Source organism: Parvularcula marina (assembly GCF_003399445.1).
Taxonomy (GTDB): Bacteria; Pseudomonadota; Alphaproteobacteria; order Caulobacterales; family Parvularculaceae; genus Parvularcula; species Parvularcula marina.
Genome location: NZ_QUQO01000001.1, coordinates 1,988,521 through 2,005,869, shown reverse-complemented (window position 1 = coordinate 2,005,869; position 17,349 = coordinate 1,988,521). Strand labels below are relative to the sequence as shown.

The window sequence follows — 17,349 nt, the reverse complement described above, 5'->3', positions numbered from 1 at the left end:
CCTGCCCATGACCAATCCCTATCACGGCGCCAAGGATTATGACTCTGCCATCCTCTTTCACCGGACGGCGTGGGCGTCGGACACAGACGAGCTGGGGCATGTCAATAATGCCGTCTATGTCAAATGGGTGCAGGATGTCGGCGTCGCCCACTGGTTTTCAGTCATCCCCGAAGAGATGAAAGAGACCCATATCTGGGTCTGCCGCCGCCACGAGATCGATTATCGCGAGGAAGTCAAAGCCGGTGATCAGGTCGAGATCCGCACCTGGCTGGGCAAGCACAAGGGCCCAAAATTCGACCGCCATGTCGATATCCGCAAAGTCGGCTCGGACAAATGGTCCGTGCAAGCACAGACGACATGGGTGCTGCTGGATGCAAAAACGGGCCGCCCGCAAAAGGTCGGCCCGGAGATTTTTGCGCTATTCGGGCTGGAGCCCGACGATCACAAATAAGAGCGCTATTCCCCTGCCCGGCGAAGGGCCGAGGCAAGGTTCATCATGATCTCTGCATGCGCGGCATCGGCGCTTTGCGCCTCTTCCTCATAGCTTGCGGCAAGGCGCGCCAGCTCTTTTGTCCGGGGACGGCCCGCTTCCCAGCGCGCCAGCTCCCGCACCGTTTCTACGCCGAGCCCTAACTCACCGACACTGTCCGCGCGCGCAAGCTGATCAAGATAGGCTTGCGCGATGACCGGGCTGTCTGGCCAGACGATACGCCGCTGCCATTGCGGGTTAGTGACATCGACCGTCACCATCTCGGCAGCGGCAATCTCGGCTTCGCTGAGGAATTCGCTGGGCGTCAGCTTGAAAACATCCAGCCCCCGGACGATTTCCGGCGCATAGATCCGACCATTATGCCAATAGGCGGCCCAGTAGCCGGCCAGCACCAGCGTGCCGTCATCAATCGCGCCTTGATCGAAATAGGCGATTTCCTTCGGATGCGCGCTATCGGTGAAGTCGATCACCGAGAGCCCGCCCTGATACCAGCCCTGCACCATGATATCGCGGCCCGGCACGGGGATGATCGCGCCATTATGGCTGACGCAGTTCTGGGTGTCCGGTTGAACGGACGGGATCTTGAACTGGCTGCGCTTGACGAGGCCGTCTTCGGTGATGTCGGCGATGATATCCCCGCCCCAGGCGATGGGATCATCCGCCCGGCAGCGCGCGCCCAGCCCACCGCCCCATTCATCCGCATAAAGAACCTTGGTTGCGTCATTATTGAAGGTCGCCGAATGCCAATAGGCCATATTGGGATCGGCGAGTTCAGAAATCCGCGAAGGATTCTCCGGGTCCGAAATATCAAGCAGAATGCCATTGCCCGAACAGGCGCCCGCAGCGAGATTCATCTCAGGGTAGACCGTGATGTCATGGCAGTGATTGGTCGCGTTGGTCTTCTGCCCGCCATCCGCGACCTGACCACCCTTCCACAATCCATTGACCTCGCCCGTCTCACGATCCGCAAAGATGCGCGGACGATTGACGATGGCTGCCTCTTCGGGCGCATCGAGCATCACCTTGATGATGTCGATACTGTAAAGCGCAGTATCCGGATTGGAGGACGGCTCGCCATTCGAGCAGCCCTCAAGCTCCGAGCCCGGACGGACACCGGATGTCGCGGAGTTATAGATGTAAAGCACATTCGTATCGGTCGGATGCGGCACCAGCGTGTGGGTGTGTGAGCCGCGACAGGTCTGGACGGCCGCGACCTGACGGGGGTTGTCAATATCGCTGATGTCGAAAATCCGGACACCCCGGAAGCGCTCCTCGCTTGACCGGCCGGAGACCCCGCCCCCGCCACAATCGAGCCTGCCCCGGTTCTGCTCCTGCGACAGGAAGACAAGATCTCCGTAGACGGAAACGTCACCCTGCCCGCCGGGGCAGACGATCGAGAGAATGTGATTGAGTGAGCCGTCGCCCGGTGCCTCGAACACGTTAAAGCCGTGGAAATTGCCCATGAAGACGCGATCCCCGCTGAAGGCGAGATCGGTATTGGCAAACATGATCTGGCCGGGACGCTGGCGCGCCTCTCCGGGCTTGGGTTCCGGCGGCAGGCGCCAGACCGCCTCAGGATCAAAGAAACCGGGCGGAGACTGAACGCTGCCGATCCGCTCGACATTCCATGCCGCATTCTCCGCATCAAATAGCCCTGAGCCGAGGTTCGTACGAACATCGACCGGCGCGGTCTCAGGGCCCTCGGTGGGTTCCTGTGCGAATGCCGCGCTTGCCAGCATTGAGGTGGCAAGAAGGGGGAGAAGAATTCTTGTTCTGGTCATGATGGACTCCCGAGGGCGGAAAGAAGGGTTTGCATGCGGAGGATTTCCGCGGACTGGTCCCCGACAATCGAGGAGAGGAATTCAGAAAGAAGGGCGTCCTGGCCGTTCGAGGGATCGGACAGCAGCATGTCGACCATGTCGAGCGCACCCTGATGGTGCTGGATCATGCCCGACAGAAACAGCCGGTCAAAGGCGAGGCCGTCTGCGGCGGCGAGGGTCTTCATCTGCCGGGGGCTGAGCATGCCATGCATCAGCGGCATGTCCATCGGATCCTTGTCACCATGATCCATTTTATGGTCGCCCATATCGTGATCGCCGTGACCACCGCTTTTGAGGAGTTTTGACTCCGTCGATTGCCCCCGCGCGCGCAGCCAGTTCTGCATCAGCTCGATTTCCGAGGACTGGGAGAGCGAGATCCGCGCGCCCATCGCCCGGACGGCTTCATTCTCCGTACGCGCCTCGATCAGCGCGACCATCTCGACCGCCTGTCCGTGATGGACGATCATGTCCTGCATGAAGGCAATGTCAGCCTCGGTGTAGCCCGCATCGCTCATCTCAACGGATGCCTCAGGGGTCAGCCGGGTTGCCGCCTCACCGGGAGCGCCGGGCTGGACGATCGGGGCGTCCTGCACCGTGATCAGCGAGAAGGCGGCCAGCCATGCCGCAGCGGCGGTTACGCTCCCCATCATCGTCATTCATCCCCTGACCTGTGCAGCGGAGGTGACGCTACGGCCACGCGGGGTGTCCCGTCAATTTGAGGACAGGGGGGGGTCTCTCTCCACCAACCCGCGTCACCCCGGCTGACGCAAAGCGAAACGCCGGGGTCCATCGCCAGACCTGACAGCCCAAACGGGATGAGGGATTCGGAGCTGGGCCCCGGGGCAAGCCCGGGGCGACAAGGGTTTTGGTTGGAAAGTCAGGCACCTTGGGTCCCGCAGTCGAGCCGCGGGATGGAGAGAATACACTATAGAGGCAGATCCCCGCCTTCGCGGGGATGAGCGGGTTGAAGGAGCGGCCAGCCGAAAACTTAGCTGCCGTCCTGCGCCGCTTCGAGTTTCTCGCGGAATTCTTTGAGGACTTCGGGCCAGCGGCCGATGCGGCCATTCACATGGTCGCCGGTCACCCCGCCGATCATGTCGAGCCGGAAGTCGACGCCGATCTTCTGCTTTTCTTCCAGAACAAAGGCGCGGCCGAACATGGAGGTGTCATTCCATTCATTGACGACGCGGAAATCCTGCTCCGTCACTTCGCGGTCGAGATTGAAGGTCGCATAGAGCACAAGCTGGCCGCAGGAGACGGGGATGCCAGAGCAATCCATACCGCGCACGGCAAAGACCGTCTCTTTCGGCTGATCGAGGATCGAGCGATTGGCATTGTCATAGAACTTGCCCGTCGCGACCGGTGCGCCGGTCGTCTTGTCCCGCAGCATGGTCGGGTTGAGGCCCGCATTCGAGAGCACATCCTCGAGCTGCTTGGCCGTGATTGCATCCCGGACATTGCGGTCCTGGGCATGGGCCCCCGAAAGGCTGAGCGCGGCACCCGCCACAAGAATTGAAATTGCGCGCAACATGACTGTCATCCCCGGCTAGTCGTGAGTATTAACGTGCCGTAAAGGCGCGTCGATGTCTACGCTGTAAGCGGCGCGCGGCCTTGTCACACGCAACAAGGCTTGCCCGAATGCCGCAATTGCAACAATGAAAGTCGCCATGGCCGAAGAATTCCTGAAGACGCGACCGACCTACGCGCCCGATACCGACAAAATGCCCCTCTCGCCCCATCTCCAGATCTGGAAATGGACCGTCACCATGGCGAGCTCGATCCTGCATCGTGCAACGGGGATCGCCCTTTATGCGGGCTCTGTCCTGTTCACGCTGTGGCTGTTGTCCGCCGCCGTCAGCCAAGCCTTTTATAATCAGGTGACTGGCCTGCTTGGCTCCCCGCTGGGCCTTCTGGTCCTTGCCGGGTTCTCCTGGGCGATGATGTATCACCTCGTGAACGGCATCAAATATATCATTTGGGATTCGGGCCGGCTGCTCGAGAAAGAGACGGCCAAGAAAGTCGTCTGGGTCGTCATCCTTCTCTCATTCGTGCTGACCGGCCTTCTCTGGGCCGTCGCGCTGGGCATGAAGGGGTAGTTCACATGGCCAACAAATCGACCAAGCATTTCAACCACCAGCGGTTCACCGCGATGATCCAGATCCCGCTGGTGGTCTGGTTCATCATCTCGGTCGTGCGCTTGATCGGGGCAAGCTGGACGGAGTTCACCGCCTGGGCGGGCGAGCCGCTGACGGCGCTGCTCCTTGTCATCTTCATTCTCTCGATCTTCTACCACATGCGTCTGGGCATGGATGAAGTGATCGAGGACTATATCCACAAACCCGCGGCACGCTCGCGGCTCCTGATGCTCAACAAGGTATTCGCGGTCATCCTCGGCTTTACGGCCCTTTTCTCGGTGATCGTCATTACCCTGAACGGCACGCATTAGGATGATCTGAGGCCTATCCATGAGTTCGACCAAACCTGCCTATAAATCATATGAGATCACGGACCACGCCTATGACGTCGTGGTCGTCGGCGCCGGTGGTGCCGGGCTTCGCGCGACACTGGGCGCGGCGCAGTCGGGCCTGAAGACGGCCTGCGTCACCAAGGTCTTCCCGACCCGCTCGCACACGGTCGCAGCGCAGGGCGGCATTTCAGCCAGCCTTGGCAATATGGGCGAGGATGACTGGCGCTGGCATATGTATGACACCGTCAAGGGGTCAGACTGGCTGGGTGATCAGGACTCGATCGAATATCTCTGCAAGCACGCGCCCGCCGCCGTTTACGAGCTGGAGCACTGGGGCGTGCCGTTCTCGCGCACCGAAGATGGCAAGATCTATCAGCGCGCCTTTGGCGGGATGACCAAAAATTACGGCGAAGGCCCGATTCAGCGGACCTGCGCCGCCGCCGACCGGACAGGCCATGCGATCCTCCACACGCTTTACGGACAGGCTGTCCGTCAGCAGGCGGAATTCTTCATTGAATACTTCGCGCTCGACCTGATCATGGAAAATGGCGAGTGCCGCGGCCTCGTTGCGATGGATCTTGATACGGGCCGCATTCATCGGTTCCGCGCCAAGATGGTGATCCTCGCCACCGGCGGTTATGGCCGGGCCTATTTCTCCTGTACCTCTGCCCACACCTGCACCGGTGACGGCAATGCCATGGTTCTTCGCGCAGGGCTGCCTCTCCAGGATATGGAATTCGTGCAGTTCCACCCGTCCGGCATTTACGGCTCGGGCTGCCTCATCACCGAGGGTGCGCGCGGCGAGGGCGGGTATCTGACAAACTCCGAGGGCGAACGGTTCATGGAGCGCTATGCGCCCTCCGCCAAGGATCTTGCCTCGCGCGATGTTGTCTCTCGCTCGATGACCATCGAAATCCGCGAAGGTCGCGGTGTCGGTCCGAACAAGGACCACATTCACCTCAACCTCAACCACATCCCGGCCGAGACACTGGCCGAGCGCCTGCCCGGCATCTCTGAATCCGCGCGCATCTTCGCCGGCGTCGATGTCACCAAAGAGCCGATCCCGATCCTGCCGACGGTCCATTATAATATGGGCGGGATCCCGACCAATTATCACGGCGAGGTGCTGACCAAGCGCGGCGATGACAATGATGCGGTCGTCCCCGGCCTGATGGCGATTGGGGAAGCGGCTTGCGTTTCCGTGCACGGCGCAAACCGTCTCGGCTCGAATTCGCTGATCGACCTTGTGGTCTTTGGCCGTGCGGCGGGCCTTCGCTGTGCGGAGGTTCTGAACGCCAATGAACCGGTGCCGGATTTCGGCAGCAATGCGGGCGAGCAGTCGCTCGACCGGCTTGATCATTTCCGCAACGCATCCGGCGGCACACCGACGGCGGAGCTTCGCCTCGGCATGCAGCGCGTGATGCAGAACAATTGCGCCGTCTTCCGCACAGGAGATGTTCTCGAAGAGGGCAAGGTCAAGATCCGCGAAGTCCAGAAGGGCCTTGCCGATATTGCCGTCAGTGACCGGACATTGATCTGGAACACCGACCTCGTCGAGGCGCTCGAATTCGACAACCTCATCGCGCAGGCCATGGTCACCATGGATTCAGCGGCCAACCGTGAGGAAAGCCGCGGCGCCCATGCGCGCGAGGACTTCCCCGACCGGAACGATGATGAATGGATGAAGCACACCATCACCTGGTATGAGGACGGCGCGACCACGATCGACTATCGCCCCGTCCATACATGGACGATGTCGAACGACATTTCCTACATCGAGCCGAAAGCTCGGGTGTACTGAGGAAAACCTCAATGGCAGATCAGGAATCCGCCAAGAAAGCCATGGTTCGCCGTTATCTCGACGGCTTCCGTAAGATGGATCATGCGCAAATCCTGTCCTGCCTGACCGACGACATCGAATGGACCGTGTTCGGCTTTTTCCGTCTCAAGGGGAAAGAAGCCTATGATGCGGCCATCGAAGGCGAGGGCTTCACCGGCTTGCCGCGCCTGACAGAGATCCGCCTCATCGAAGAAGATGACACGGTGATGGGCGAGCTGGCTGGCGAAGCAGACAGAGAAGACGGCACGATCTTCCGCTTTATCTCAGCGGAAACCTTTGTCTTCCGCGGTGAGCTGATCTGTGAACGCCGTGCTTTTCTGACGCCCCTCAACGAAAACGATTTCAAGTAACCTCAGGCTCCCTGACGGCCGGGACGCCCCCAAATCGCCTCGCCATTGCCACAGGCGAGCCCCGTAATAGCGCCGATTGAAGCGCGTTCTCCCGTGCGGATAAGCAGAGGGAGAACCATGATGTCCGACACCACGCTGGAGGAGGCCGCAAGGTCACTCCTCCCCAAACAGACCCGCGCCGTGGGCCTCAAATTCATTCTGGTCGGCCTTCTGGCCCTAATGATGTGGATCCCGGCGCTTTTCATCTATGCACTCGTCTATGAGAGGTCAGGCCGGGCCAGTCTGGTTACGGAAGAAATCTATCAGCGCGAAGGCGGCGAGCAGAAGCTGGCTGGCCCCTTCCTGATCATCCCGGCGGTCGAACAGGTCGAGGGATACCGTTTCGACAAGGACTCAAAGTCGCCGGTCATGCCCGTCCGCCGGACCTATATCCTGCTGCCCGAGACGGTCACCGCCGATATCGATCTTGCAACAGAACAACGCCATCGCTCCATCTTTACCGCAACCGTCTATGAGGCAGGCGTTCGCGTGAACGGCCGGTTCGACCCCAAATCTATCACCGTTCCGCAGAATACGGAGCTTTTATGGAGTGAGGCTCGGATCGCCATGGGTCTTTCATCCCATCACAGCCTGACCGGCGTGAGAGGCGCGCCGGCCTTGAGCATCAACGGCACACCTCAGACCCCGGCCTTTCAGTCCGGATATGAAATCATCGATGGACCCGGGGAGACATCCGACCGCCGGGTCATTTCTGGCCTCAGCGCTCCACTGTCGGTCGGTATACGCCCGCAGGCTTTTGACTATGAGCTGCAGATGACCCTGTCGGGGGGCGGCAGTATCGGATTTGCGCCGCTTGGCGATTCAACCGACGTGACCATGACCGGCGACTGGCCGCATCCCGGTATGACGGGAAGCATCTCACCTCTCTCGCGTACCATCACCGAGGAGGGGTTTGAGGCAGGCTGGCGCACCAGTTCTCTGTCCCGTCCATTGGCGCACAGCTTCATGGCGGACAAGGAGGTCGGCAGCCAGTTGATGCGGCAAATGCTCTCCGTCAATCTCGTCAATCCGGATACGCCCTATGGCAAGATCAACAGGTCGCTGAAATATGCGCTCCTGTTTATGGGCCTGATCTTCCTGACCGTGTTCCTGCTGGAGATCATTTACAAATCCCGGGCACACCCTTCGCAATATATCCTGATCGGCCTTGCGCAGGTCCTGTTCTATGTGATGGTCCTTGCCCTGTCCGAGCATGTGCCCTTCGATACGGCCTTTCTCGGCATGGCGGTCGTCACTGTCCTCCTGTCCGGATTTTATGCCGCCAGCATTTTCAGGCGGCGCGCAGGCGGCATTGTCTCGGCCCTCGCTTTTGCGGGCGTCTATTGCCTGATCTGGCTCCTGATGAAGTCCGAGGATTTCGCGCTGCTGATCGGGGCGTCCTGCGCGTTCACGGCGCTTGCCATCACCATGTTCGTGACACGGAATATCGACTGGTACGGTGTAGGGGGCCGCAAGCCTGACGCCCAGACCACCTGATCCTGACCGGAAGGCCCTTTGTCTTAGCGGCAAGGGGCCTTTAACCGATCATCAAGGTGATTTTTCTACCGAAATCATCGGCAGCAGCGCGCCAATCTGTCGTTTTGCACTCCGCGGCGGGCCCTGCTATCGGAAGCCGGAAAAATCCATCTCTCTTCATGAGGCCGAAACCACATGGTCGAACTCACCCTCCCGCGGAATTCGAAAATCACCGGCAAGGGCCGCGTCCACAAGGCCAAGGCGGACGGCGGCGATATCCGCACCGTCAAGGTCTACCGCTATGATCCCGATGACGGAGAGAACCCGCGCGTCGACAGCTATCAGGTCGATGTCACCGGCGTCTCGATGGTCCTCGACCTCCTCATCAAGATCAAATCCGACTTCGATTCGACCCTCGCCTTCCGGCGGTCCTGCCGCGAAGGGGTCTGCGGGTCCTGCGCCTTCAACATCAATGGCAAGAACGGCCTTGCCTGTATCACGGGGCTCGATGAGCTGGGCTCGGGCGACATCTCGATCTATCCGCTGCCGCACCAGCCGGTCGTCAAAGACCTCGTCACAGATCTTTCGAAATTCTACCAGCAGCATGCCGAGGTGCAGCCCTATCTTCAGGCGGATGACGAGCCCGAGACCGAGCACCGTCAGAGCCCGGAAGATCGCGAGAAGCTCGACGGGCTTTATGAATGTATCCTGTGCGCCTGCTGCTCGACGTCGTGCCCGTCCTATTGGTGGAACGGCAACAAGGACGGCCAGGATGAATATCTCGGCCCCGCCGCGCTGCTTCAGGCGCATCGCTGGATCAAGGACAGCCGCGACGACAAGACCGATGAGCGACTTGCCGCGCTTGAAGACACCTTCAAGCTTTATCGCTGCCACACGATCATGAACTGCGTGAATGTCTGCCCCAAGGGGCTGAACCCCGCAGAGGCGATCAACGAGATCAAGCGGATGCAGGTCGAGCGCCGCTAGGCCTTCCAGTAACGGATAAAAAAAGCCCGGCATCGCTGCCGGGCTTTTTTCGTGGTCGGATCACCCCCCGGTGAAGTCTTCCGCGTGCCTAGAAGCGCAGGACGTAGGACAGCGAATAGGTATCGGCGTTCTCGTCATCCTCGCCTTCTACGCGCGTATATTCCATGCGCAGGCCGTGATGGACGGTGAACATGACATTGAGCCCGCCGCCATAGCCAAGGCCTTTAAGCTCGCCCTCTGCCGTGGTCGCGCCGGATTCAAGATCGAAATGAATTTCCTGATAGCCTGCGCGGACAAAAACATTCGAACCCAGACGGTCAAACGGGACCTGTACGGTCGAATAAAGCCCGTAGGCGATGTCGACACCGATATCGGCGGTCTGCGTGCCGACCGTCACGGTCTCATCAACGATGCCCGTGCTCAGCTCGCCTTCGATGCCGATATATTTGTAAGGCTGGTAGCCATAGCGGGCGGTGATCATGCCCAGCTCACCACCCGTTGAGTCATAATGGGTGTAGCCAAAGCTCGCGCGCGACTTGCCGTCACCGGCATGTGCGGCCGAAGCCAGAAGCATGGTGGCGGCAATACCGCCCAGAATAGGGAAAAACTGGCGCATAACTCTCTCCGGAAGCCCGATATATTTCGCATGACGCAAAACTTGCGCCGAATGGGCCCTTATGCGCGTGATTTTAGGCTTTTGGCCAGTGACCGGAAAGACGCTGGACACAGAAAAGCCCGGCTGGTGTGGCCGGGCTTCTCCGCGAATGACGTCATCAAATTAGAATTTGAAGACGTAGGAAATGCCGTAGAGATCGGCTTCGCCGTCAGCTTCGACGCCGTCTTCGTCCACATCCGCATCAAAGCGGGTGTAGTCGAAACGCACACCGGACTGCTCGTTGAAGAAGTAGTTGGCACCGATGCCGTAGGCTGCGCCATCCGCGCCGACATCAATGTCGCCGAAGCCGTCGACATCGAATTCAAGATCGGTGTCCATATAGCCGATACGGGCAAATACATTCGAGCCGCGGTCATCGAACGGATACTGGACGACACCGAAGAGGCCATAGGTGAAATCAGCCGAGACATCGGCGGAGAAAACGCCGTCGCTGACATCATCATCGACAATACCGAAACCGATTTCGCCTTCAGCGGCGAGATAGTCGGTGAAGCTGTAATTATAGCGGGCGACCGCAAGGCCGAGCGTTGCGTCATCGAAATCGGCAGCTGTGTAGCCGACGCTGGCTTTCGAATTGCCGTCACCGGCGAGGGCCGTCCCGGAAAGAAGGGCGGCCGAAAGGGCTGCAAGAGCCACTGCACTTACTTTAGTCATTGAAATTCCTCAAAAACATTCTGTTCGGCGGGCGTGCCGACAGACGGGGAGATGTGGAGCCCCCTGCGGAATTTCAATTCTTCTAAACGTGCCTCTCAGGAACATCACTTGTGCTTGGGCCGCAATGTCGCAAAAGAGTTCCCTTCCGACGGAGGAGAGACCGAAATGGAAATCAAGGACGCCGCAACCGGGTTCAGTGCGCTGGCTCAAACCACCCGTCTTCAGGTGTTAAGAGAGCTGGTCGTTGCCGGCCCCAAGGGCCTGCCTGCCGGAGAGCTGGCCCAGCAGGTGAGCGTTCCGTCCTCGACCCTTTCCTTCCACCTCAAGGAACTTCTGCTGGCGGGTCTTGTGACCTCAGAGCGGGATGGGCGGCTGATCATCTACCGCGCCAATTACAGCGGCATTCACGGCCTTGTTGAGTTCCTGCTGCGTGACTGCTGCAGCTCGGACAAGGAGATCTGCGGGATCGATGATATGAGGGAAGCTGCACGCCAGGCCCTCGAGGCGACATGACCAACGTCCTTTTCCTCTGTACCGGGAATTCCGCCCGGTCGATCCTGTCTGAAAGCTATCTCAATTCCATTGACGGCTATCGCGCCTTCTCCGCCGGATCGAAACCGGTTGGCGGCCCGAACCCATTTGCGCTCTCTACCCTGAAGAAACATGACATCCCGGTCGTGACCGGGGATGGCGGCGCGCCACGCTCGAAAAGCTGGGATGAATTTGCCGCGCCCGATGCGCCGCTGATGGATATTGTCATCACGGTCTGTGACAATGCGGCCGGTGAGACCTGCCCCGTCTGGCCCGTCCGCCCCGGCGGGCAGATGCCGGAGAAGCTCCACTGGTCATTTCCCGACCCAGCCGCCGCAACGGGCAGCGATGAGGATAAGAAGGCCGAATTCGACAAAGTCTTCGCCGATATCCGCGCCCGGATCGATGATTTTGTCCGCGCCCGTCAGGCCGCGTAACGCAACGCCTGATCCAGCACTTTTGTATCGATATTCCCGCCGGTGATCAGCGCGACGGTTGTCTTGTCGCGGCTGTCGACATGTCCATAGAGCACGCCTGCCAGCGCGACCGCGCCGCCGGGTTCCGCGACAACCCGCAGCTCTTCAGCGGCAAAACGGATGGCACCCATCGCCTCACGGTCGGAAACCGAGATCCCCGTCGCTCCCAGCGATTTGAGGATCGAGAAAGTCAGATGCCCCGGGGTGGGTAGCAACAACGCATCGCAGATCGAACTGCTGCCCGGCACATTGGTGACCCGCGTGCCCGCAACGAGTGAGCGTTTCACATCATCATAGCCATTGGGCTCGACCGTGATCAGTTTTGTCTTTGGGCTGAGCTCTTTCATGGCGATACCCACCCCCGCCGCCAATCCGCCGCCTGAGCAGCAGACCATGACCTGGTCGATCTCGCGCCCCAGACGCATCATCTCCTCGGCGATCTCAAGGCCCGACGTCCCCTGCCCCGCAATGATGTGCGGATCCTCAAAAGGCGGCACAAGGACGGCACCGCGTTCGGCGGCGATCCCGGCGGCGATATCCTCGCGGCTCTCGGTCAGGCGCTGATAGGTGACGATCTCCGCGCCAAGGCGCCGGGTCCGCTCGCGTTTCACCTCAGGGGCATCTTCCGGCATCACGATCGTTGCATCGACGCCCGCCAGCTTTGCCGCAAGCGCTACGCCCTGCGCATGATTGCCGGATGAATAGGCAACGACCCCGACTTTGCGCTCATCCTCTGTCAATTGCAGGATGCGGTTGAGCGCGCCCCGGATCTTGAAGGAGCCCGTGCGCTGAACGCATTCGGCTTTCAGAAACACCGTGCCGCCCGAGCGCATGTCGAGCACCGTCGAGCGCAACAGCGGCGTGCGGTTGATATAGGGCTTCAGCCGTTCGGCGGCTGCCTTGATATCTGCGAAGGTCACCGAAGCGTCGATCATCTGTGAATTGTCTCCCCGACTGAGGCGGCTATATCATGCGTTCCCGCCCGCCTGTACCGTCAGCCAAACAGGATTTCCATGCCTTCACCGCTTTCCGCCTATGACGCCATGGTGCGCGACGGCACGCTGCAGCCCGATCCCGCCCAGCGCGCAGGCGCCGAGGCGCTCGACCGGCTGGCAAAATCCCTCAAGCGATATGATCCGGCGGCAAAGGGGCTGTTCCGCAAAACCCCTAAGCCGCCAAAGGGCCTCTATCTCTGGGGCGGGGTCGGGGCAGGCAAAAGCCTGCTGATGGACCTCTTTTTCGAGAAGGCGCCGGTGCGGGCAAAACTGCGGGTGCATTTTCATGCTTTCATGCAGCGAACTCACCGTTTCATCCGCGACTGGCGCGCAATGGACGAAAAGACACGTCGCGCTCACCCCTCGCGTATGAAGAGCGCCTCGCTCGACGATCCGATCCCGCATGCGGCGAACCACGTCTTCTCCGAGGCGCATCTTTTATGTTTCGATGAGTTTCAGGTGTCGGACATCACCGATGCCATGCTGCTGGGGCGGCTGTTCGGCACGCTGTTTGAGCTGGGCGCGGTGGTGGTGGCGACCTCGAACCGGCATCCTGATGATCTTTACAAGGACGGGCTTAACCGTCAGCTCTTCCTGCCCGCCATCGCGCTTCTGAAAGAGCGTCTGGAGGTGATGGAGATTTCCGCCGCCCGGGATTACCGGCTGGGTCATCTCGAAGGGGACCGGGTCTATTTCTCGCCGCTGGGCAAGGACGCCACCGCGAGGATGGACGAGCTTTTCGCGCGCATGACCGCGCGCGGCGAGATCGCGCCGATGGAAATCGATGTCGGGCGCCGCAGCCTTCATGTTCCGTGTGCCTCGCGCGGAGTGGCAAGAGGGGCATTCAAACACTGGTGCAGTGAGAAGTTCGGGCCGGGCGATTATCTGACCCTCGCATCCGAATTCCCCGTCGTCTTCATCGACGACATCCCGCTTCTGGGGCCGGAAAACCGGAACGAAGCCAAACGCTTTGTCACCTTCATTGATGCGCTTTACGAGGCGCGCGCCATGCTGATCTGTTCGGCAGCAGCAGAGCCCGACGGGCTTTATCCGTCAGGGGACGGCGCATTCGAGTTCCAGCGGACGGCCAGCCGCCTTCATGAAATGCGCAGCCGGGATTATCTCTCACAGGAACATGAGGGCGTCTCGGAACAGGCAGCGGAGTAGACACCTCCCCCGCAAGCGGGGGAGGAGAGTTCCTTATTCGTCACTCAGGGCAATGAGCGATGCGTTGCCGCCTGCGGCTGTTGTGTCCTCACAGACATGTTTCTCTTCGACAAAGCGCGTGAGATAGAGCGGGCCGCCCGCCTTCGGGCCGGTGCCCGAGAGGCCATGTCCGCCAAAGGGCTGTACCCCGACGATCGCGCCGACCTGGTTGCGGTTGATATAGACATTTCCCGCCGGCGCCATCTCTGCGAGCGCCTGTTTCTGACCCTCAATCCGGCTGTGAATGCCAAAGGTGAGGCCAAAGCCTGTGCCACGCGCGGCGGCCATGACCTTATCCAGATCCTTCGACTTCCAGCGGCAGATATGCAGGATCGGCCCGAAAGCCTCCGCCTGCAGACGATCCGGCGCATCAAGCTCGACAATGCGCGGCGCAAAGAAGGTGCCGCCAACCGGTGATTTGCCTTCATAGACTACCTTGCCGTGCTGGGTGATCTCTTTCCAGTGCGTCTCCAGCCGCTCGCAGGCATCCTTGTCGATCAGCGGACCGACATCCATACCGAAATCCATCGGCGCACCGATGGCAAGCGCCTCTGCGGCGCCCTTGATCATTTTGATCATGTCATCCGCGACATCATCCTGCACATAAAGCAGCCTGAGGGCGGAGCATCGCTGGCCCGCCGAGCGGAAGGCCGAGGCGATGACGGCATCTGTCACCTGTTCAGGCAAGGCCGAGGAATCAACGACCATGGCGTTGATGCCGCCCGTCTCCGCGATCAGCGGGACGATGGGGCCGTCTTTTTCCGCAAGCGTCCGGTTGATGGCCTTTGCCGTCGGCACCGAGCCCGTAAAGACAACACCAGAAATGTCCTTATGCCCCACAAGGGCAGCCCCGGTTTCGCCAGCGCCCAGCACAAGGCTGATCGCGCCGGAGGGCACACCCGCCTCCAGCATCAGCTCGACCGCGCGCCACGCAATATAGGGCGTCTGCGGAGCAGGCTTGGCAACGACCGTGTTGCCGGTGACGAGAGCGGCCACGACCTGCCCCACGAAAATCGCGAGCGGGAAGTTCCAGGGCGAGATCGCGCCCCACACGCCGCGCCCTTCGAGATGGTACATATTGCTCTCACCGACCGGGCCGGGCAGCTCTTGGGTCACCATCAGTTCTTCAGCGCGATTGGCGTAATAGCGGCAGAAATCGACCGCCTCACGAACCTCCGCAATGCCGTCATCGATGGTGCGGCCCGCCTCATGCGCGATGACCGCGATGAGGTGCGGCATCTGCTCTTCCATGAGATCCGCAAAATGCCGGAGGATGTCGGCGCGTTCAGCCACAGGGCGCGCATTCCAGTCAGGGAACGCCGCTTTTGCCGCCGCCATCGCGGCATCGACTTCCGCTTTGCCGCTGGCGCGCCATTCACCGACCGGCTGGTCAAGACGTGAGGGATTGAGGATCGGCTGGGTCTCGCCCACAAAGCGGTGATCGACCCCATTGATGATCGCGTTGAGCGGCTCACGCGGGCCCCGGAAACGATCCATCTCTCCACGGAGCACATCGATATGCGGCTGATGACCCAGCTCCAGCCCCTTGGAGTTCCGGCGCAAAGGATAGATGCGTTCAGGCGTCCGGATCAGCGGGTGGACGGGCGGTTCACCATTCTCGATATCGGGGCGCAGCTCTTCCTGCGGGAATTCGAGCAAGTCTTCATTCGGGATGCGGTCATCGGCGATCTGCGCAACGAATGACGAGTTCGCCGCATTCTCTAGCATCCGGCGAACGAGATAGGCGAGAAGATCCTTATACCCCCCGACCGGTGCATAGATGCGCACCGGGATGCCGCTGTCCACGACTTCCGCATCATAGAGGACTTCGCCCATGCCGTGCAGGCGCTGGAACTCAAAGCCTTCCTTGCCGCCCATCTCGATAATGGCCGACATGGTCAGCGCGTTATGGGTGGCAAATTGCGGGAAGATCCGTGGACGGCAATCAAGCAATGTCCGCGCGCAATCAAGATAACAAAGATCGGTTGCGGGTTTGCGCGTGAAGACCGGGAAATCATCAAGCCCGCGCTCCTGCGCGCGCTTGATCTCCGTATCCCAATAGGCGCCCTTGACGAGCCGTAGCATGAAGCGACGGTTCGTCGCCTTTGCCAGATCGTCAATATAGTGAATAACTTCCGGCGCGCGTTTCTGGTAGGCTTGCACCGCAAGGCCGAGACCGTCCCAGCCCTTCAACTCCTCCGCCATGGCGAGCTTGCGAAAAATCTCCAGTGAGATTTCCAGCCGGTCGGCCTCTTCGGCGTCCATGGTGAAGTTGAGATCTTCTGCCTTCGCCTTTTTTGCCAGCTCCAGCGTGCGGGCGACGAGATTGTCCATCACCTCATCGCGGTTCTTCAGGAAATAGCGCGGATCGAGCGCCGAGAGCTTGACCGAGATACCGGGGCGGTCCTCAGGCGGCTGATTGCTTTTCGCGCGAGAGCCGATGGCGTCAATCGCGTGCGCGTAGGAGTCGTAATAGTGCTTTGCGTCTTCCATCGTGCGGGCGCCCTCGCCCAGCATGTCATAGGAGTAGCGGTAGCCTTTTTTCTCCTGACGCTTGGCGCGCTCCATCGCCGCCTCGATCGTCTCGCCGAGAACGAAATTCCGCCCGAGGAAGTTCATCGCCTGACGGGTGCCGATGCGGACAGCGGGGCTGCCGACCCGGCGGACAAGATTGCGGATGACTCCGCCCGGTGTCTCGCCGGGGCGGACGATGCGGGCGGAAAGCCCGATGCCCCAGCTTGCCGCCATCAGGAGCCAGCCTTCATCGCCATCGGGCGAATCCCAGTCACCCTCGCCGAGCTTGTCGGCAATCAGCTTGTCTTGCGTTTCCTCATCAGGAATTCGCAGGAGCGCCTCGGCGAGGACCATGAGGGCGAGCCCTTCTTTGGTCGTCAGTGAGTATTCCTGCATGAAGTCTTCAAGGCCCGCGCCTTTCGGGGCATCGCGGATCGCCTCGACATAGGTAAGGGCGCGGTCCTGCACGCGCTTTTTAAATGCGGGATCGACGGCATTCCGTGCCAGCATGGCACGCACCAGAGTCATGTCGGACGGGGCATATTCTGCCTCAAAATGCGGAATGGCCATGAAACCTCCTCGAACTACTTGCCGAAACCCGGCTTTTTCCCCGCCTCTGCAAGAGGATACGCAGGATTTCAAGAAAAGTCGGCGGTCGTTCGGCTTTTGTTGACAGTCGCCCCATAAACGCCCATCTGCGCGGCACGAGCATGACATGCTCATGCCGACACAGACAGCGTGAAGCTTTTCCGGGCGATGCTCGCCGGATCCGGTCTGTCCCTGACGTCACCGAACTGACGCCCCTTATTCACGCGGGTCGTTTACGAA

The 17,349-nt window shown here is 60.4% G+C and carries 17 protein-coding genes; 10 read left to right on the top strand and 7 right to left on the bottom strand.

The window, feature by feature from the left end:
- Positions 1–7 precede the first annotated feature (7 nt).
- Positions 8–451: an acyl-CoA thioesterase gene (locus DX908_RS09705; RefSeq protein ID WP_116392144.1), complete on the top strand. Its 444-nt coding sequence runs from the start codon at positions 8–10 to the stop codon at positions 449–451.
- A 5-nt stretch (positions 452–456) separates the two neighbouring features.
- Here DX908_RS09705 and DX908_RS09700 read toward each other — a convergent pair whose 3' ends face one another.
- From DX908_RS09700 to DX908_RS09690, 3 genes are all read right to left on the bottom strand, one after another.
- Positions 457–2,271, bottom strand: a complete 1,815-nt coding sequence (locus tag DX908_RS09700; protein WP_147303770.1) for an LVIVD repeat-containing protein — start codon at positions 2,269–2,271, stop codon at positions 457–459.
- The gene (locus DX908_RS09695; protein WP_199564668.1) at positions 2,268–2,960 is read right to left on the bottom strand and encodes a DUF305 domain-containing protein; all 693 of its coding nucleotides are present in this window, start codon (positions 2,958–2,960) and stop codon (positions 2,268–2,270) included. The genes DX908_RS09700 and DX908_RS09695 overlap by 4 nt, the downstream gene beginning before the upstream one ends.
- 338 nt (positions 2,961–3,298) lie before the next feature.
- A complete protein-coding gene (locus DX908_RS09690; protein WP_158548643.1) occupies positions 3,299–3,841 on the bottom strand; it encodes a YbjN domain-containing protein in 543 nt (180 codons plus the stop codon).
- 124 nt (positions 3,842–3,965) lie between these two features.
- Here DX908_RS09690 and sdhC point away from each other — a divergent pair, with 124 nt between their 5' ends.
- The 6 genes from sdhC to DX908_RS09660 all read left to right on the top strand — a co-directional run bounded on the left by sdhC (position 3,966) and on the right by DX908_RS09660 (position 9,469).
- Positions 3,966–4,406, top strand: coding sequence for a succinate dehydrogenase, cytochrome b556 subunit (sdhC, locus tag DX908_RS09685; RefSeq protein WP_233508668.1), 441 nt, complete (start codon positions 3,966–3,968; stop codon positions 4,404–4,406).
- Between the two features lie 5 nt (positions 4,407–4,411).
- Positions 4,412–4,756, top strand: a complete 345-nt coding sequence (gene sdhD / locus DX908_RS09680) for a succinate dehydrogenase, hydrophobic membrane anchor protein (RefSeq protein WP_116392140.1) — start codon at positions 4,412–4,414, stop codon at positions 4,754–4,756.
- Positions 4,757–4,775: 19 nt separating this feature from the next.
- On the top strand, positions 4,776–6,578 hold the full coding sequence (gene sdhA / locus DX908_RS09675) for a succinate dehydrogenase flavoprotein subunit (RefSeq protein WP_116392139.1): 1,803 nt from the start codon (positions 4,776–4,778) through the stop codon (positions 6,576–6,578).
- An 11-nt stretch (positions 6,579–6,589) separates the two neighbouring features.
- Positions 6,590–6,967 (top strand): nuclear transport factor 2 family protein, encoded by a 378-nt coding sequence (locus tag DX908_RS09670; protein WP_116392138.1) that lies wholly within the window; start codon positions 6,590–6,592, stop codon positions 6,965–6,967.
- A 117-nt stretch (positions 6,968–7,084) separates the two neighbouring features.
- Entirely contained in the window at positions 7,085–8,503 is a 1,419-nt protein-coding gene (creD, locus tag DX908_RS09665) for a cell envelope integrity protein CreD (protein WP_116392137.1), read from the top strand.
- Positions 8,504–8,677: 174 nt separating this feature from the next.
- A complete protein-coding gene (locus DX908_RS09660) occupies positions 8,678–9,469 on the top strand; it encodes a succinate dehydrogenase iron-sulfur subunit (protein ID WP_116392136.1) in 792 nt (263 codons plus the stop codon).
- 88 nt (positions 9,470–9,557) lie between these two features.
- Here the strand turns inward: DX908_RS09660 and DX908_RS09655 are convergent, their stop codons facing one another.
- Together DX908_RS09655 and DX908_RS09650 are read right to left on the bottom strand one after the other, a co-directional pair.
- Complete coding sequence (locus tag DX908_RS09655) at positions 9,558–10,085, bottom strand: outer membrane beta-barrel protein (protein WP_116392135.1); 528 nt, start codon at positions 10,083–10,085, stop codon at positions 9,558–9,560.
- Positions 10,086–10,247: 162 nt separating this feature from the next.
- Entirely contained in the window at positions 10,248–10,799 is a 552-nt protein-coding gene (locus DX908_RS09650) for an outer membrane beta-barrel protein (protein ID WP_116392134.1), read from the bottom strand.
- Positions 10,800–10,964: 165 nt separating this feature from the next.
- On the opposite strand from DX908_RS09650, the gene DX908_RS09645 reads away from it, so the two are divergent.
- Both DX908_RS09645 and DX908_RS09640 read left to right on the top strand, forming a co-directional pair.
- Positions 10,965–11,312, top strand: a complete 348-nt coding sequence (locus DX908_RS09645; protein WP_116392133.1) for an ArsR/SmtB family transcription factor — start codon at positions 10,965–10,967, stop codon at positions 11,310–11,312.
- Positions 11,309–11,767, top strand: coding sequence for an arsenate reductase ArsC (locus tag DX908_RS09640; protein ID WP_116392132.1), 459 nt, complete (start codon positions 11,309–11,311; stop codon positions 11,765–11,767). Before DX908_RS09645 ends, DX908_RS09640 begins: the two co-directional genes overlap by 4 nt.
- Here DX908_RS09640 and DX908_RS09635 read toward each other — a convergent pair.
- On the bottom strand, positions 11,755–12,741 hold the full coding sequence (locus DX908_RS09635) for a threonine ammonia-lyase (RefSeq protein WP_116392131.1): 987 nt from the start codon (positions 12,739–12,741) through the stop codon (positions 11,755–11,757). The genes DX908_RS09640 and DX908_RS09635 overlap by 13 nt on opposite strands.
- Positions 12,742–12,819: 78 nt before the next feature.
- On the opposite strand from DX908_RS09635, the gene zapE reads away from it, so the two are divergent.
- Positions 12,820–13,968 (top strand): cell division protein ZapE, encoded by a 1,149-nt coding sequence (gene zapE, locus DX908_RS09630; protein ID WP_116392130.1) that lies wholly within the window; start codon positions 12,820–12,822, stop codon positions 13,966–13,968.
- Positions 13,969–14,001: 33 nt separating this feature from the next.
- Here the strand turns inward: zapE and putA are convergent, their stop codons facing one another.
- A complete protein-coding gene (gene putA, locus DX908_RS09625; protein WP_116392129.1) occupies positions 14,002–17,091 on the bottom strand; it encodes a bifunctional proline dehydrogenase/L-glutamate gamma-semialdehyde dehydrogenase PutA in 3,090 nt (1,029 codons plus the stop codon).
- Between the last annotated feature and the right edge of the window lie 258 nt (positions 17,092–17,349).

Excerpts from the sequence above, each read along its gene's own strand:
- DX908_RS09705 (WP_116392144.1), top strand. The coding sequence starts at position 8 with ATGACCAATCCCTATCACGGCGCCAAGGATTATGACTCTGCCATCCTC.
- DX908_RS09700 (WP_147303770.1), bottom strand. The coding sequence starts at position 2,271 with ATGACCAGAACAAGAATTCTTCTCCCCCTTCTTGCCACCTCAATGCTG.
- DX908_RS09695 (WP_199564668.1), bottom strand. The coding sequence starts at position 2,960 with ATGATGGGGAGCGTAACCGCCGCTGCGGCATGGCTGGCCGCCTTCTCG.
- DX908_RS09690 (WP_158548643.1), bottom strand. The coding sequence starts at position 3,841 with ATGTTGCGCGCAATTTCAATTCTTGTGGCGGGTGCCGCGCTCAGCCTT.
- sdhC (WP_233508668.1), top strand. The coding sequence starts at position 3,966 with ATGAAAGTCGCCATGGCCGAAGAATTCCTGAAGACGCGACCGACCTAC.
- sdhD (WP_116392140.1), top strand. The coding sequence starts at position 4,412 with ATGGCCAACAAATCGACCAAGCATTTCAACCACCAGCGGTTCACCGCG.
- sdhA (WP_116392139.1), top strand. The coding sequence starts at position 4,776 with ATGAGTTCGACCAAACCTGCCTATAAATCATATGAGATCACGGACCAC.
- DX908_RS09670 (WP_116392138.1), top strand. The coding sequence starts at position 6,590 with ATGGCAGATCAGGAATCCGCCAAGAAAGCCATGGTTCGCCGTTATCTC.
- creD (WP_116392137.1), top strand. The coding sequence starts at position 7,085 with ATGATGTCCGACACCACGCTGGAGGAGGCCGCAAGGTCACTCCTCCCC.
- DX908_RS09660 (WP_116392136.1), top strand. The coding sequence starts at position 8,678 with ATGGTCGAACTCACCCTCCCGCGGAATTCGAAAATCACCGGCAAGGGC.
- DX908_RS09655 (WP_116392135.1), bottom strand. The coding sequence starts at position 10,085 with ATGCGCCAGTTTTTCCCTATTCTGGGCGGTATTGCCGCCACCATGCTT.
- DX908_RS09650 (WP_116392134.1), bottom strand. The coding sequence starts at position 10,799 with ATGACTAAAGTAAGTGCAGTGGCTCTTGCAGCCCTTTCGGCCGCCCTT.
- DX908_RS09645 (WP_116392133.1), top strand. The coding sequence starts at position 10,965 with ATGGAAATCAAGGACGCCGCAACCGGGTTCAGTGCGCTGGCTCAAACC.
- DX908_RS09640 (WP_116392132.1), top strand. The coding sequence starts at position 11,309 with ATGACCAACGTCCTTTTCCTCTGTACCGGGAATTCCGCCCGGTCGATC.
- DX908_RS09635 (WP_116392131.1), bottom strand. The coding sequence starts at position 12,741 with ATGATCGACGCTTCGGTGACCTTCGCAGATATCAAGGCAGCCGCCGAA.
- zapE (WP_116392130.1), top strand. The coding sequence starts at position 12,820 with ATGCCTTCACCGCTTTCCGCCTATGACGCCATGGTGCGCGACGGCACG.
- putA (WP_116392129.1), bottom strand. The coding sequence starts at position 17,091 with ATGGCCATTCCGCATTTTGAGGCAGAATATGCCCCGTCCGACATGACT.